This window comes from Pseudomonas tremae (assembly GCF_023278125.1).
GTDB classification, from domain to species: Bacteria; Pseudomonadota; Gammaproteobacteria; order Pseudomonadales; family Pseudomonadaceae; genus Aquipseudomonas; species Aquipseudomonas tremae.
Window position 1 is genome coordinate 1,442,161 of record NZ_CP066270.1, and the last position, 14,788, is coordinate 1,456,948.

Below are 14,788 nucleotides of genomic sequence, written 5' to 3' on the forward strand. Positions count from 1 at the left end.
CTATTTATGTCCCAAGTCAATATGCGCGATATGCTTAAGGCCGGTTGCCACTTCGGTCACCAAAAGCGTTACTGGAACCCGTTAATGGCTAAGTACATTTTCGGCGCGCGCAACAAGATTCACATCATCAACCTTGAAAAAACCCTGCCGATGTTCAACGAAGCACTGACTTTCGTTGAGCGCCTGGCGTCGGGCAAAAACAAGATTCTGTTCGTCGGCACCAAGCGTTCCGCTGGCAAGATCGTTGCTGAAGAAGCAGCACGTTGCGGCTCGCCGTACGTCGATCATCGCTGGTTGGGCGGCATGCTGACCAACTTCAAGACCATCCGTCAGTCGATCAAGCGCCTGCGTGAGCTCGAAATACAGTCCGAAGACGGTACTTTCGCCAAGCTGACCAAGAAAGAAGCTTTGATGCGTACCCGTGATCTGGAAAAACTGGATCGCAGCCTGGGTGGTATCAAGGACATGGGCGGTCTGCCAGACGCACTGTTCGTCATCGACGTTGATCACGAGCGCATCGCGATCACCGAAGCCAACAAGCTGGGCATCCCTGTTATCGGCATAGTCGATACCAACAGCAGCCCTCAAGGCATTGACTACATCATCCCGGGCAACGACGACGCAATCCGCGCCATCCAGCTGTACATGGGTTCGATGGCTGATGCTGTTATCCGTGGTCGCAACAACGTTGCTGGCGGCACCGACGTATTCGTCGAAGAAGCTCCAGCAGCTGCTGTAGAAGGCTGAGTAAAAACGCCTGGCGTTTACTCAGTACGCGAAAAGGGGGCTTAGCCCCCTTTTTGCCACCTGTGAAATGATTTGTCGGTCTGTAGCCATGACCTTGTTGTCATGTGCTGCTGCCACCCTGATTTTTCAAGAATTGCACGCCCGGCGAGCCGGGTGGAATGGTTGAAGACCTATCCAAGAGGATTTTGAAATGGCAGAGATTACTGCAGCGTTGGTCAAAGAACTGCGCGAGCGTACCGGCGAAGGCATGATGGATTGCAAAAAGGCCTTGACCAAGGCTGGCGGCGACATCGAAAAAGCAATCGACGAAATGCGTGCTTCCGGCGCCATCAAGGCCGCCAAGAAAGCAGGCAACGTTGCTGCTGAAGGCGCTATCGCTATCAAGGAAGACGGCAAGGCTGCCGTCATCATCGAAGTCAACTCGCAGACCGACTTCCTCGCTCTGCAGGACGATTTCAAGAGCTTCGTCGCTGCAAGCGTTGAAAAAGCCTTTGCCGACAAGATGACTGATGTCGCTCCGCTGATCGAAGCTCAGGAAGCTGCGCGTCTGGTACTGGTCGGCAAGGTTGGCGAAAACGTCAATATCCGTCGCCTGAAGCGCATCGAAGGTGACGTTGTTGGTGCTTACCTGCACGGCAACAAGATCGGTGTTGTGGTCACTCTGAAGGGCGGCGACGTCGAGCTGGCTAAAGATATCGCCATGCACGTAGCGGCAAGCAACCCTGAGTTCCTGCTGCCTTCGGAAGTGTCTGCCGAAGCGATCGAGCGCGAGAAGAGTGTCTTCCTGCAACTGAACGAGGACAAGATCAAAGGCAAGCCAGCTGAAATCGTCGAAAAGATGGTTGGCGGTCGTATCACCAAGTTCCTGGCAGAAGCCAGCCTGGTTGAACAGGCTTTCGTCAAGAACCCTGAAGTCAAGGTCGGTGAGCTGGCCAAGAAAGCCGGCGCTGAAATCGTGTCTTTCACCTACTACAAAGTAGGCGATGGCATCGAGAAGCCAGTCGACAACTTCGCTGAAGAAGTCGCTGCTCAAGTAGCTGCCAGCAAGCAGTAAGACGGTTTTATAACTGTCGCCCCAAAGAGGCTGCCCGCATACGCGTGCGGCCTCTTTGTCGAAAGGGGGCAGGAAATTTTTCTGGAGATTGTGCCCACAAGGCTGCATTCTCCCGACGCTTTCGAAGCGTCAAGCTAAAGTAAGCGCAGGCTTGAAATAGCTCGCACAGATTTTTTTTCAGAAAAACGCCGCAGGAGAGATTCGCAATGGCTCAGCAGGGCAGTGGTTATCAGGCTCGCTATAAACGCATTCTACTCAAGCTTAGCGGCGAGGCCCTCATGGGCTCGGAAGAGTTCGGCATCGACCCCAAGGTGCTGGACCGCATGGCGCTGGAAGTCGGCCAACTGGTCGGTATCGGCGTCCAGGTTGGTCTGGTTATCGGCGGTGGCAACCTGTTCCGTGGTGCAGCACTGAGTGCTGCAGGCATGGATCGGGTGACTGGCGACCACATGGGAATGCTGGCCACGGTGATGAACGCGCTGGCAATGCGCGATGCGCTGGAGCGCGCTAATATCACCGCCATCGTGATGTCGGCCATTTCCATGCTGGGCGTGACGGATCATTATGATCGTCGCAAGGCCATGCGCCATCTCAGCGCCAAGGAAGTGGTTATTTTCGCTGCGGGTACGGGGAATCCGTTCTTCACAACCGATTCGGCTGCCTGCCTGCGTGCAATTGAAATCGACGCCGATGTGGTGCTCAAGGCGACCAAGGTGGATGGTGTGTACACCGCAGACCCGTTCAAGGACCCGAATGCCGAGAAGTTCGATCATCTGACTTACGATGAAGTGCTGGATCGCAAGCTGGGTGTGATGGATCTGACCGCAATCTGCCTGTGTCGCGATCACAAGATGCCACTGCGCGTCTTCAACATGAACAAGCCGGGTGCCCTTCTGAATATCGTCCATGGCGGCGCTGAAGGAACCCTGATCGAGGAAGCCCAACAATGATCAACGAAATCAAGAAAGACGCCCAAGTGCGCATGCAGAAAAGCCTTGAGTCGCTGGCTCATGCCTTCACCCGCATCCGCACCGGCAAGGCTCATCCAAGCATTCTGGGTGGTGTCATGGTTCCTTATTACGGCGCAGACACGCCGCTGAGCCAGGTTGCCAACGTAACCGTCAAGGACTCGCGCACCCTGCAGGTTGTTGCGTTCGAACGCAATATGCTCGCTGCCGTCGACAAGGCTATCCAGAGCTCCGGTCTGGGCTTCAACCCGACCAACCTCGGTGAACTGCTGCTGATCTCCATGCCGGCCCTGACCGAAGAAACCCGCAAGGGCTTCACCAAACAGGCCCGCGATGCTGCCGAAGACGCGCGTGTGGCCGTGCGTAACATCCGCCGCGATGCGCTGAGCCAGCTGAAGGATCTGGTCAAGGAGAAGGAAATCAGTGAAGACGAAGAGCGTCGTGGTGCTGACGACATCCAGAAGCTGACCGACAAGTTCGTAGCGGAAATCGAAGTTGCGGTGAAGCAGAAAGAAGCTGATCTGATGGCTGTTTAAGGTTTCGGACGCTTTCATGGAAAAGATAAAACCGGCCGGGCCGTCATCGGTGCCGCGTCATGTCGCGATTATCATGGATGGTAATAATCGCTGGGCGAAGAAGCGCCTCCTGCCAGGCGTCGCCGGTCACAAGGCCGGCGTCGACGCTGTTCGGGCTGTTATCGAGGTGTGTGCCGAGGCCAAGGTCGAAGTGCTGACCCTGTTCGCGTTTTCCAGTGAAAACTGGCAGCGTCCGGCTGAAGAAGTCGGTGCGTTGATGGAGCTTTTTTTCACAGCATTGCGCCGTGAAACCAAGCGCCTGAACGAAAACGAAATCAGCCTGCGAATTATTGGTGACCGTTCGCGTTTTCACCCTGAGCTTCAGGCGGCAATGCGCGAGGCAGAGACGCGGACGTCCGGCAACAGCCGCTTCGTCCTGCAGATCGCTGCCAATTACGGTGGGCAGTGGGACATTGCGCAAGCTGCCCAGCGTCTGGCGCGCGAAGTTCAGGTCGGGCACCTGCAGCCGGAGGACATCACGCCCGAACTGTTGCAGACCTGTCTTGCGACCGGCGACCTGCCTCTGCCGGACCTGTGCATTCGCACCGGTGGCGAGCACCGCATCAGTAATTTCCTGCTTTGGCAGCTGGCGTATGCCGAGCTGTATTTCTCCGACCTGTTCTGGCCGGACTTCAAACACGATGCCATGCGCGCTGCGCTGGCTGATTTCGCTTCTCGCCAACGTCGCTTCGGTAGAACCAGCGAACAGGTAGAAGCTGGAGCCCGGGCTTAATGCTGAAACAACGGATTATCACGGCACTCATTCTGTTGCCGATCGCGCTGTGTGGTTTTTTCCTGCTCACCGGCATGTATTTCGCTCTGTTCATCGGAGGCGTTGTCGTGCTGGGCGCCTGGGAATGGGCGCGACTGGCCGGGTTCGCTTCCCAGTCTATGCGCGTGGGCTACGCAGCTCTGGTCGCCATCCTGCTGTTTCTCATGTATCTGCTGCCGGGTCTCGAGCCCTGGGTGCTTGTCGCCGCCGTTATCTGGTGGGGCGTTGCGACCTATCTGGTCCTCACTTACCCTGATTCCAGCAATCACTGGGCGAGCGCGGTCTGCAAGCTTGTGATCGGGCTGCTGGTGCTGCTGCCTGCCTGGCAGGGGCTGGTGTTGATAAAGCAGTGGCCGCTGGGCAACTGGCTGATTCTGTCCGTGATGGTGCTGGTCTGGGCTGCCGACATCGGTGCCTATTTCTCCGGCAAGGCTTTCGGCAAACGCAAGCTGGCGCCCAAGGTAAGCCCGGGCAAGAGCTGGGAAGGTGTATACGGTGGGCTGGTGGTCAGTCTGGGCATTACTGCCGCCGTGGGTATCTCCCGTGACTGGACGGCTGTCCAGTTTGTCGCCGGGCTGCTGGGTGCAGCGGTAATCGTGTTCATTTCCGTGATCGGTGATCTGACTGAAAGCATGTTCAAGCGCCAGTCCGGTATCAAGGACAGCAGCAATCTGCTGCCCGGGCACGGCGGCGTACTGGACCGCATAGACAGCCTGACCGCTGCCATACCCGTTTTTGCCGTCCTGTTATGGGCTGCTGAATGGGGTGTGATGTGAGTGCTCCGCAACAGATCACCGTTCTGGGGGCGACCGGCTCCATAGGGTTGAGCACGCTGGATGTCATTGCACGTCATCCGGCCCTTTATCAGGTGTTTGCGTTAACCGGTTTCAGTCGGCTGGCCGAGCTGCTTGCGTTGTGCATCAAGCACACGCCGCAATACGCAGTGGTGCCGGATCAGGTTGTCGCCCGCAAATTGCAGGATGACCTGGCTGCGGCCGGCCTCGATACCCGGGTGCTGGTCGGCGAAAGTGGCTTGTGTGAAGTAGCTGCGCACCCGCGGGTCGATGCAGTGATGGCTGCCATCGTCGGGGCCGCAGGGTTACGTCCTACGCTGGCTGCGGTGGAGGCGGGCAAGAAGGTGTTGCTCGCCAACAAGGAGGCGCTGGTCATGTCCGGCGCCTTGTTCATGCAGGCTGTTCGCCAGAGCGGCGCTGTGCTGCTGCCTATCGACAGCGAGCACAACGCGATTTTTCAGTGCCTCCCAGTCGACTTTGCTCGCGGTCTGGGTGCTGTCGGTGTTCGACGTATCATGCTCACAGCGTCTGGCGGACCTTTTCGCGAGACCCCGCTTGAGCAGTTGCGAGATGTGACCCCAGCACAGGCTTGTGCCCACCCTGTGTGGTCGATGGGGCGCAAGATTTCCGTCGATTCGGCCACCATGATGAACAAGGGGCTGGAGCTGATCGAGGCTTGCTGGCTGTTCGATGCGCGCCCCGATCAGATCGAGGTTGTGATCCATCCCCAGAGCGTGATTCACTCGCTGGTCGATTACGTTGATGGCTCTGTGCTGGCTCAGTTGGGTAATCCCGACATGCGTACACCCATTGCCAATGCGCTCGCCTGGCCTGCACGTGTAGAATCTGGCGTTGCGCCGCTTGATCTGTTTCGCATCGGGCAGCTGGACTTTCAGGCCCCCGATGAAGGGCGTTTTCCTTGCCTCAGGCTGGCGCGTCAGGCCGCCGAGGCGGGCGGCAGTGCGCCTGCCATGCTCAACGCGGTCAACGAAGTGGCGGTTGCGGCATTTCTTGACGAGCGTATCCGTTACCCGGAAATCGCCGGTATGATCGAGGATGTCCTGAATCAGGAGCCCGTCACGGCGGTCGAAGAGCTCGACGCGGTGTTTGCAGTGGATGCCAAGGCAAGACTGCTGGCGAGCCGATGGCTCGATCGAAGCGGGCAATGAACGCAAGGGTTGATGTGGTGCGTCAAAGGCGGGCCTCGAGGTCTGCGATGATTAACACACCGACCGATCAGTCGGTACCCGGAGAAGCCTGATGAGTGCTTTATATATGATTCTCGGCACCCTTATTGCCTTGGGCGTGCTGGTGACATTTCACGAATTCGGCCACTTCTGGGTGGCTCGGCGCTGTGGCGTCAAGGTACTGCGTTTTTCTGTAGGTTTCGGCACGCCGCTGCTACGCTGGCACGACCGCCAAGGGACCGAGTACGTCGTTGCTGCGATTCCTCTGGGTGGCTACGTAAAGATGCTCGACGAGCGCGAAGGCAATGTTCCGCCCGAGCTGGCCGATCAGTCCTTCAACCGCAAGACGGTAGGGCAGCGCATTGCGATTGTGATCGCCGGCCCGACGGCTAACTTCCTTCTGGCCATCGCCTTTTTCTGGGTTTTGGCGATGATGGGCAGCGAGCAGGTGCGCCCGGTCATTGGCGCAGTCGACTCTGGAAGCATCGCTCAACAGGCCGGCCTGACCGCCGGGCAGGAAATCGTCGCTGTGGATGGTGAGCCAACCTCGGGCTGGGCTGGCGTCAATCTGCAATTGGTCCGCCGCCTGGGTGAGAGCGGCACCATAGCCATGAAAGTCAGGGATCAGGGCTCGACGGTCGATACCTCTCGCGAGCTGGTATTGAATGACTGGCTCAGAGGCGCAGAAGAGCCTGATCCGATCAAGTCGCTGGGTATTCGCCCATGGCGTCCGGCCTTGCTGCCGATCCTGGCAGAAATCGACCCGAAAGGTCCGGCGCAAAGTGCAGGTCTCAAAACCGGCGATCGGCTGATTTCGATGGACGGTCAGCCGCTCAGTGAGTGGCAACAGGTTGTCGACCGGGTGCGTGAGCGCCCCGTGGCGAAAGTATCGCTACTTATAGAGCGTGACGGTGCACAAATTGACGTTCCGGTGACTCTTGCCGCCAAAGGCGAAGGCAAATCGGCCACCGGCTATCTGGGTGCGGGTGTAAAAGCTGTCGATTGGCCACCGGAAATGCTGCGTGAGGTCAGCTACGGTCCTTTCGCCGCCATGGCCGAGGGTGTAAAGCGCACCTGGAGCATGAGTGTGCTGACTCTGGACTCGCTCAAGAAAATGTTGTTCGGCGAGCTCTCGGTAAAAAACTTGAGTGGACCGATAACCATTGCTAAAGTGGCGGGCGCTTCGGCCCAGTCGGGCATCGGAGATTTTCTGAACTTCCTCGCTTATCTGAGTATTAGCCTGGGGGTTCTGAATCTGCTGCCCATTCCCGTTCTGGACGGGGGGCATTTGCTGTTTTATCTGATCGAGTGGGCGCGTGGTCGTCCCCTTTCGGAAAAGGTTCAAGGTTGGGGGGCGCAGATCGGTATCAGTCTGGTAGTGGGCGTAATGTTGCTCGCGCTGGTCAACGATCTGGGCCGACTGTAAAGCGTTGCCGAGTTGCGAATCTGCCGCATTTTGCGGCAGTTTGTTTATTGCCAGTTGGAATAAGAAAGGACTTCATGAAACGTCTGCTGCTAACTGCGGTTCTTTCCGCACTGATGATCGCTGAAGTTCACGCCGAGTCCTTCACCATCTCCGATATCCGTGTCAACGGCCTGCAGCGGGTATCCGCCGGCAGTGTCTTTGGCGCGTTGCCGCTGAACGTAGGCGAGCAGGCGGATGACGGTCGCTTGGTGGAGGCTACCCGTTCGTTGTTCAAAACCGGTTTCTTTCAAGATATCCAGCTGGGTCGCGATGGCAACGTACTCGTCATCAGCGTCGTCGAGCGCCCGTCCGTTGCGAGCATCGAAATTGAAGGTAACAAGGCCATCTCCACCGAAGATTTGATGAAGGGGCTGAAACAGTCCGGTCTGGCCGAAGGTGAGATTTTCCAGCGTGCAACCCTCGAAGGTGTGCGTAACGAGCTGCAACGTCAGTACGTTGCCCAGGGTCGTTACTCCGCCGAGGTTGACGCCGAGGTTGTTCCTCAGCCGCGTAACCGCGTGGGCCTGAAGATCAACATCAATGAAGGTACGGTTGCGTCGATCCAGCACATCAACGTGGTGGGTAACACGGTTTTCTCCGACGAAGACCTGACCGACCTGTTCGAACTCAAGACCAGCAACTGGCTGTCGTTCTTCAAGAACGATGACAAGTACGCTCGTGAAAAACTCTCGGGCGACCTTGAGCGTCTGCGTTCGTACTATCTTGACCGCGGCTATATCAACATGGATATCGCCTCGACCCAGGTTTCGATCACGCCTGACAAGAAGAACGTGTACATCACGGTCAACATCAACGAAGGCGAGAAGTACAGCGTTAAGTCGGTCAAGCTGAGCGGCGACCTGAAGGTGCCAGAAGATCAGGTCAAGTCCCTGCTGCTGGTTCAGCCTGGTCAGGTGTTCTCGCGCAAGGTCATGACCACGACGTCCGAGCTGATAACCCGTCGTCTGGGTAACGAAGGCTACACCTTCGCCAACGTCAACGGCGTGCCGACCCCGAACAACGAAGATCATACAGTCGATATCACCTTTGTGGTCGATCCCGGCAAGCGTGCCTACGTCAACCGCATCAACTACCGCGGCAACACCAAGTCGGAAGACGAAGTGCTGCGTCGCGAAATGCGTCAGATGGAAGGCGGCTGGGCTTCAACCTACCTTATCGACCAGTCCAAGACCCGTCTGGATCGTCTGGGCTTCTTCAAGGAAGTCAACGTCGAGACGCCGCCAGTTCCGGGCACCGACGATCAGGTGGACGTCAACTACGCTGTTGAAGAACAGGCGTCCGGCTCCATCACCGCCAGCGTCGGCTTCGCGCAAAGCGCAGGTCTGATCCTGGGTGGTTCGATCAGCCAGAACAACTTCCTGGGTACGGGCAACAAAGTCAGCATCGGCCTGACCCGCAGTGAATACCAGAGCCGTTACAACTTCAGCTACGTCGATCCGTACTACACGCCGGACGGTGTCAGCCTGGGTTACAACGCCTTTTACCGCACCACCAACTACGACGACCTCGACGTTGATGTTGCAAGCTATGCAGTAGACAGCCTGGGTGCCGGTATCAACCTCGGTTACCCGATTAGCGAGACGTCGCGTCTGACTTACGGCCTGACGGTCCAGCAGGACGAGATCAAGACCGGCAAGTACACCGTTGACGAGATTTTTGATTTCGTTCAGAAGGAAGGCGACAAGTACCTGAACTTCAAGGGTTCGGTCGGCTGGTCCGAGTCGACGCTGAACAAAGGCGTTCTGGCAACCCGTGGTCATTCGCAAAGCCTGGTGTTCGAATCCACCTTGCCGGGCAGTGACCTGTCGTTCTTCAAGCTCGATTATCGTGCGCAGTACTTCCACCCGATCACCGACAATTACACCCTGCGTCTGCACACAGAGCTGGGTTACGGCGACGGTTACGGTTCGACCTCGGGTCTGCCGTTCTACGAGAACTACTATGCAGGCGGCTTCAACTCGGTTCGTGGCTTCAAGGACAGCACGCTCGGTCCGCGTAGCACGCCGAGTCGTGGTGCGCCGGTAACCGGAAATCAAGGTACCCTCGCCGATCCGGATCAGGATCCACTGCCGTTCGGTGGTAATGCCCTGGTTCAGGGTGGCGTAGAAGTCATGTTCCCGCTGCCGTTCGTCAAGGATCAGCGCTCGCTGCGTACCTCTGTGTTCTGGGACGTCGGCAACGTGTTCAATACCAAGTGCGATTCCAGCAAGACATCTGCAAGCGGCAAGAAAGTCGAGTGCAACGACATCGACCTGTCCGGTATGGCCAGCTCTGTGGGTATCGGTGTTACCTGGATCACAGCTCTCGGTCCTCTGAGCTTCGCCCTGGCGATGCCGATCAAGAAGCCGGACGACGAAGCCGAAACTCAGGTTTTCCAATTCTCCCTGGGTCAGACTTTCTAAGCGTCTGATCTTTGATAACGCAACGAATTTTGTAGGAGTTGTATTGTGCGTAAGTTGACTCAATTGGTAATGCTGGCCACCGTATTGGTCGCCAGCCCTGCATTTGCTGACATGAAGATCGCGGTACTGAACTATCAGATGGCCCTGCTGGAATCTGACGCTGCCAAGCGTTACGCCGTAGACGCCGAGAAGAAGTTCGGCCCGCAACTGACCAAGCTGAAAAGCCTGGAAAGCAGCGCCAAAGGTATTCAGGATCGTCTGGTCAGCGGTGGCGACAAGATGGCTCAGCCTGAGCGTGAGCGTCTGGAGCTTGAGTTCAAGCAAAAGGCCCGTGATTTCCAGTTCCAGTCCAAAGAGCTGAACGAAGCTAAAGCTGTTGCTGACCGTGAAATGCTCAAGCAGTTGAAGCCTAAGCTGGATCAGGCAGTTGAAGAAGTGATCAAGAAAGGCGGCTTCGACCTGGTGTTCGAGCGCGGTGCCGTGATTGACGTCAAGCCTCAGTATGACGTGACTCGCCAAGTCATCGAGCGCATGAACCAGCTGAAGTAACCATGAGCATAACCATCAAGCTCGGCCAGTTGGCCGAGTTCCTTGGTGCCACGTTACGTGGCGACAAGGATATCGAAATCACCGGGCTGGCCACTTTGCAAGAGGCCGGCCCTGGTCAAGTCAGTTTCCTGGCAAATCCCAAGTATCGTAAATTGCTGGTCGATACCCAAGCTTCTGCCGTGCTGCTCAAGCCTGCAGACGCCGACGGTTACACCGGTAATGCGCTGGTGGTTCCTGATACTTACCTGGCCTACGCGCGCATTTCGCATTTTTTCGATCCCAAGCCTAAAAGTAGCGCAGGCGTTCACCCGACGGCTGTGATTGCCGCAGATGCACTGATTGATCCTGCTGCCAGTATTGGCGCTTTTGCTGTGATCGAGAGCGGTGTGCGTATTGCAGCAGGTGTAAGCATCGGTGCTCACTGCTTCATCGGCGCTCGCTGCGAGATCGGTGAGGGCGGCTGGCTGGCCCCGCGGGTAACGCTTTATCACGATGTGCGCATTGGCAAGCGCGTCGTCATTCAGTCGGGTGCCGTGCTGGGTGGCGAAGGCTTTGGCTTTGCCAAGGACAAAGGTATCTACCACAAGGTTGCACAGATCGGTGGCGTCACCCTCGGTGATGACGTCGAGGTTGGCGTCAATACGGCAATCGATCGGGGTGCGCTGGCTGATACGCGAATTGGCAATGGCGTCAAACTGGATAACCAGATTCAGATTGCCCACAACGTACAGGTCGGCGACCACACGGCAATGGCTGCGTGTGTCGGTATCTCTGGAAGCACCAAAATCGGCAAGCATTGCATGCTGGCTGGCGGTGTCGGCCTGGTAGGACATATAGATATTTGCGATGGCGTTTACATCACGGGTATGACCATGGTCACGCATTCCATCACCGAGCCGGGTTCTTACTCGTCGGGTACGGCAATGCAGCCAGCCGCCGAGTGGCGCAAGAGCGCAGCACGTTTGCGCAAGATCGATGACATGGCGCGACGTCTGCAAAAGCTTGAAAAGGCCTTGGAGACGGTGACCTGCGCCGATAATCGCTCATCTGATGGCTGATACCTTTTTAATATCAAGCGTGCACAGTCGATAAACTGCCTCCTTGATGTAGAGGGGTGCTGCGCAGTCGCGACGCACTCCTAATCTTTACTACAGGCTTCCCCTCGAAATGATGGACATCAAAGAAATTCGCGAATACCTGCCTCATCGTTACCCGTTCCTGCTGGTGGATCGTGTGACCGAGCTGGATATCGAGAACAAGAACATTCGTGCCTACAAGAATGTCAGTGTCAACGAGCCTTTTTTCAACGGTCATTTCCCCGAGCATCCAATCATGCCGGGCGTTTTGATCATCGAAGCGATGGCACAGGCTGCCGGCATCCTCGCATTCAAGATGCTCGACTCCAAGCCTTCTGACGGCACGCTCTATTATTTCGTGGGTTCGGACAAGTTGCGTTTCCGTCAGCCGGTTTTGCCGGGCGACCAACTGGTGCTCGAGGCGAAGTTCCTGAGCAGCAAACGCCAGATCTGGAAGTTTGAATGCAAGGCCACGGTTGACGGCAAGGCGGTATGCTCTGCCGAAATCATCTGTGCGGAACGTAAACTATGAGTTTGATTGACTCTCGCGCAATCATCGATCCGACGGCCGTACTGGCCGACAACGTTGAGGTCGGCCCTTGGTCGATCATCGGAGCCGGTGTGGAAATTGGCGAGGGTACAGTCGTCGGTCCTCATGTTGTCCTCAAGGGGCCAACGAAGATCGGCAAGCACAACCGCATCTACCAGTTTTCATCGGTGGGTGAGGACACGCCCGATCTGAAGTACAAGGGCGAGGAAACACGCCTGGTCATCGGCGATCACAATGTGATTCGCGAAGGTGTGACCATCCACCGCGGTACCGTTCAGGACCGTGCTGAAACCACACTGGGTGACCACAATCTGATCATGGCCTATGCGCACATCGGTCATGACAGCGTAATCGGCAACCACGTTATCCTGGTCAACAACACGGCGCTGGCAGGCCATGTTCATGTCGACGACTGGGCGATTCTTTCCGGCTTCACGCTCGTGCACCAGTTTTGCCACATCGGCGCGCACAGCTTTTCCGGTATGGGCACGGCCATCGGCAAGGACGTTCCGGCGTTCGTGACGGTTTTCGGCAACCCGGCCGAAGCGCGCAGCATGAACTTCGAGGGTATGCGTCGTCGCGGTTTCTCCGAAGAAGCCATACATGCGTTGCGCAGGGCCTACAAGACGGTTTACCGCCAGGGGCTGACGATCGGTCAGGCACTGGACGAACTGGCCGCGCCCGCAGCCCAGTTTCCCGAAGTGGCTGTGTTTCTGCAGTCGATCCAGACGTCGACTCGCGGCATCATTCGCTAACCATGACCAGCCCATTATGTGTCGCACTGGTCGCTGGCGAAGCTTCCGGCGATATCCTCGGATCAGGCCTGATGCGCGCTCTTAAGCTGCGCCATCCCGATATCCGGTTCATCGGTGTGGGCGGTCCGCTGATGGAAGCCGAAGGCATGCAGTCTTATTTCCCGATGGAACGCCTGTCGGTCATGGGGCTTGTAGAAGTGCTGGGCCGGCTGCGCGAGCTGCTGGCCCGCCGCAAGCTGCTGATCCAGACGCTCATCGATGAAAAACCGGATGTCTTTATCGGCATCGACGCTCCCGATTTCACTCTCAATATCGAGCTTCAGCTACGCCGCGCGGGTATCAAGACGGTGCATTACGTCAGCCCTTCGGTCTGGGCCTGGCGTCAAAAACGTGTGCTGAAGATTCGTGAAGGCTGCGATCTGATGCTCACTTTGCTGCCCTTCGAAGCCCGCTTTTACGAAGAGAAGGGTGTGCCGGTCCGGTTTGTCGGTCATCCGTTGGCCGACACTATTCCTCTCGAGTCCGATCGCGTTGCTGCTCGCGTCCAGGCGGGTTTGCCCGCCGAAGGCCCGGTTGTCGCATTGATGCCTGGCAGTCGGGGCGGCGAAGTGGGTCGTCTGGGTGGCCTGTTCTTCGATGCTGCCGAGCGGCTGCTGGCCAGCAAGCCCGGTTTACGGTTCGTGCTGCCGTGTGCCAGTCCACAGCGACGTGCCCAGGTTGAAGAGCTGTTGCGGGGCCGGGACTTGCCCGTCACATTGCTCGACGGGCAGTCGCATGTTGCCTTGGCTGCCTGCAACGCGGTACTTATCGCCTCCGGTACTGCGACGCTTGAGGCCCTGTTGTACAAGCGGCCGATGGTCGTCGCCTATCGAATGGCGCCCCTGACATTCTGGATCCTCAAGCGTCTGGTCAAAAGCCCTTACGTGTCGTTGCCGAATCTGCTGGCCCAGCGCTTGCTGGTGCCGGAGCTGCTTCAGGATGACGCAACGCCAGAGGCGTTGGCCGATACGCTGTTGCCGCTGATCGAAGACGGTCACGCGCAGACTGAAGGTTTTGATGCCATTCACCGGACCTTGCGCCGCGATGCCTCCAACCAGGCTGCCGATGCAGTATTGAGTCTGCTCGGCCAGTCACCTTCATTGTGAGTTCGCCAATCATGCAAACAGGTCTGGATTTCATCCTCGTCGAGGATCTGGTCGCGGGCGTTGACGAAGTCGGCCGCGGGCCGCTGTGTGGTGCAGTGGTCACGGCTGCAGTTATTCTCGACCCTGCCAGACCCATTCTGGGGCTCAATGACTCGAAGAAGCTGACCGAAGCCCGGCGTGAAAAACTATTTGTCGAGATTCAGGAAAAAGCCCTGTGCTGGTTTATCGCCCGGGCTGAAGTCGAAGAAATCGATCAGCTGAACATTTTGCACGCCACGATGCTGGCCATGAAGCGCGCCGTCGAAGGGTTGAGCGTCACTCCAAAACTGGCGCTGATCGACGGCAATCGCTGTCCGCAGTTGTCTGTGCCCTCGGCGCCGGTGGTGAAGGGTGACTCCAAAGTCCCCGCCATCGCAGCCGCTTCGATTCTTGCCAAGGTCAGCCGGGATCGGGAAATGGCGGCACTTGAACTTGTCTATCCGGGTTATGGCATCGGCGGGCACAAGGGTTATCCTACTGCGGTGCATCTTGAGGCATTGGCCCGGCTCGGGCCGACGCCCATCCACCGACGTTCGTTCGGTCCGGTGCGTGCGGCCCATGAAGCGCGCGCGGCCATACTGCTCGGTGGCCCGCTTACGGTGCCGGTCGGTCTGTTACAGGACTGACGTTTCCTCCGTAGACCGCTACAATCCTGCCCTTCGTTTTTTGTATTTTCGCGTTATAGGATC

General features: G+C 57.5%; 15 protein-coding genes. All 15 read left to right on the plus strand.

The features are described 5' to 3' along the window. Positions 1 to 6: 6 nt before the first annotated feature. The 15 genes from rpsB to rnhB all read left to right on the plus strand — a co-directional run bounded on the left by rpsB (position 7) and on the right by rnhB (position 14,725). Positions 7 to 747 (plus strand): 30S ribosomal protein S2, encoded by a 741-nt coding sequence (rpsB, locus tag I9H09_RS06600; protein ID WP_005891816.1) that lies wholly within the window; start codon positions 7 to 9, stop codon positions 745 to 747. Positions 748 to 937: 190 nt separating this feature from the next. Continuing rightward, positions 938 to 1,801 carry a translation elongation factor Ts gene (gene tsf / locus I9H09_RS06605; RefSeq protein ID WP_024671815.1) on the plus strand — a complete coding sequence of 288 codons (864 nt, stop codon included), beginning with the start codon at positions 938 to 940 and terminating at the stop codon, positions 1,799 to 1,801. 206 nt (positions 1,802 to 2,007) lie between these two features. Further along, the gene (pyrH, locus tag I9H09_RS06610; RefSeq protein WP_002554728.1) at positions 2,008 to 2,751 is read left to right on the plus strand and encodes a UMP kinase; all 744 of its coding nucleotides are present in this window, start codon (positions 2,008 to 2,010) and stop codon (positions 2,749 to 2,751) included. After that, positions 2,748 to 3,305 (plus strand): ribosome recycling factor, encoded by a 558-nt coding sequence (frr, locus tag I9H09_RS06615; RefSeq protein ID WP_005891818.1) that lies wholly within the window; start codon positions 2,748 to 2,750, stop codon positions 3,303 to 3,305. Before pyrH ends, frr begins: the two co-directional genes overlap by 4 nt. A gap of 16 nt (positions 3,306 to 3,321) precedes the next feature. Next, complete coding sequence (gene uppS, locus I9H09_RS06620; RefSeq protein ID WP_122347817.1) at positions 3,322 to 4,077, plus strand: polyprenyl diphosphate synthase; 756 nt, start codon at positions 3,322 to 3,324, stop codon at positions 4,075 to 4,077. Further along, positions 4,077 to 4,892 carry a phosphatidate cytidylyltransferase gene (locus I9H09_RS06625; protein ID WP_054989677.1) on the plus strand — a complete coding sequence of 272 codons (816 nt, stop codon included), beginning with the start codon at positions 4,077 to 4,079 and terminating at the stop codon, positions 4,890 to 4,892. The genes uppS and I9H09_RS06625 overlap by 1 nt, the downstream gene beginning before the upstream one ends. Then, complete coding sequence (gene ispC, locus I9H09_RS06630; protein WP_122325202.1) at positions 4,889 to 6,079, plus strand: 1-deoxy-D-xylulose-5-phosphate reductoisomerase; 1,191 nt, start codon at positions 4,889 to 4,891, stop codon at positions 6,077 to 6,079. Before I9H09_RS06625 ends, ispC begins: the two co-directional genes overlap by 4 nt. A 91-nt stretch (positions 6,080 to 6,170) precedes the next feature. Beyond that, positions 6,171 to 7,523 (plus strand): sigma E protease regulator RseP, encoded by a 1,353-nt coding sequence (rseP, locus tag I9H09_RS06635; protein ID WP_122347818.1) that lies wholly within the window; start codon positions 6,171 to 6,173, stop codon positions 7,521 to 7,523. A gap of 74 nt (positions 7,524 to 7,597) precedes the next feature. Further along, entirely contained in the window at positions 7,598 to 9,985 is a 2,388-nt protein-coding gene (gene bamA, locus I9H09_RS06640) for an outer membrane protein assembly factor BamA (RefSeq protein ID WP_122312457.1), read from the plus strand. A gap of 45 nt (positions 9,986 to 10,030) precedes the next feature. Continuing rightward, positions 10,031 to 10,534 (plus strand): OmpH/Skp family outer membrane protein, encoded by a 504-nt coding sequence (locus I9H09_RS06645; protein ID WP_003314303.1) that lies wholly within the window; start codon positions 10,031 to 10,033, stop codon positions 10,532 to 10,534. Positions 10,535 to 10,536: 2 nt separating this feature from the next. Then, positions 10,537 to 11,592 (plus strand): UDP-3-O-(3-hydroxymyristoyl)glucosamine N-acyltransferase, encoded by a 1,056-nt coding sequence (gene lpxD / locus I9H09_RS06650; RefSeq protein ID WP_024671820.1) that lies wholly within the window; start codon positions 10,537 to 10,539, stop codon positions 11,590 to 11,592. Between the two features lie 109 nt (positions 11,593 to 11,701). Next, the gene (fabZ, locus tag I9H09_RS06655; protein WP_002554719.1) at positions 11,702 to 12,142 is read left to right on the plus strand and encodes a 3-hydroxyacyl-ACP dehydratase FabZ; all 441 of its coding nucleotides are present in this window, start codon (positions 11,702 to 11,704) and stop codon (positions 12,140 to 12,142) included. Next, a complete protein-coding gene (lpxA, locus tag I9H09_RS06660; protein ID WP_005891833.1) occupies positions 12,139 to 12,915 on the plus strand; it encodes an acyl-ACP--UDP-N-acetylglucosamine O-acyltransferase in 777 nt (258 codons plus the stop codon). Before fabZ ends, lpxA begins: the two co-directional genes overlap by 4 nt. Before the next feature lie 2 nt (positions 12,916 to 12,917). Further along, complete coding sequence (gene lpxB, locus I9H09_RS06665) at positions 12,918 to 14,060, plus strand: lipid-A-disaccharide synthase (RefSeq protein WP_122312455.1); 1,143 nt, start codon at positions 12,918 to 12,920, stop codon at positions 14,058 to 14,060. A gap of 11 nt (positions 14,061 to 14,071) precedes the next feature. Next, positions 14,072 to 14,725 carry a ribonuclease HII gene (gene rnhB / locus I9H09_RS06670; RefSeq protein WP_122325214.1) on the plus strand — a complete coding sequence of 218 codons (654 nt, stop codon included), beginning with the start codon at positions 14,072 to 14,074 and terminating at the stop codon, positions 14,723 to 14,725. Positions 14,726 to 14,788: the final 63 nt, after the last annotated feature.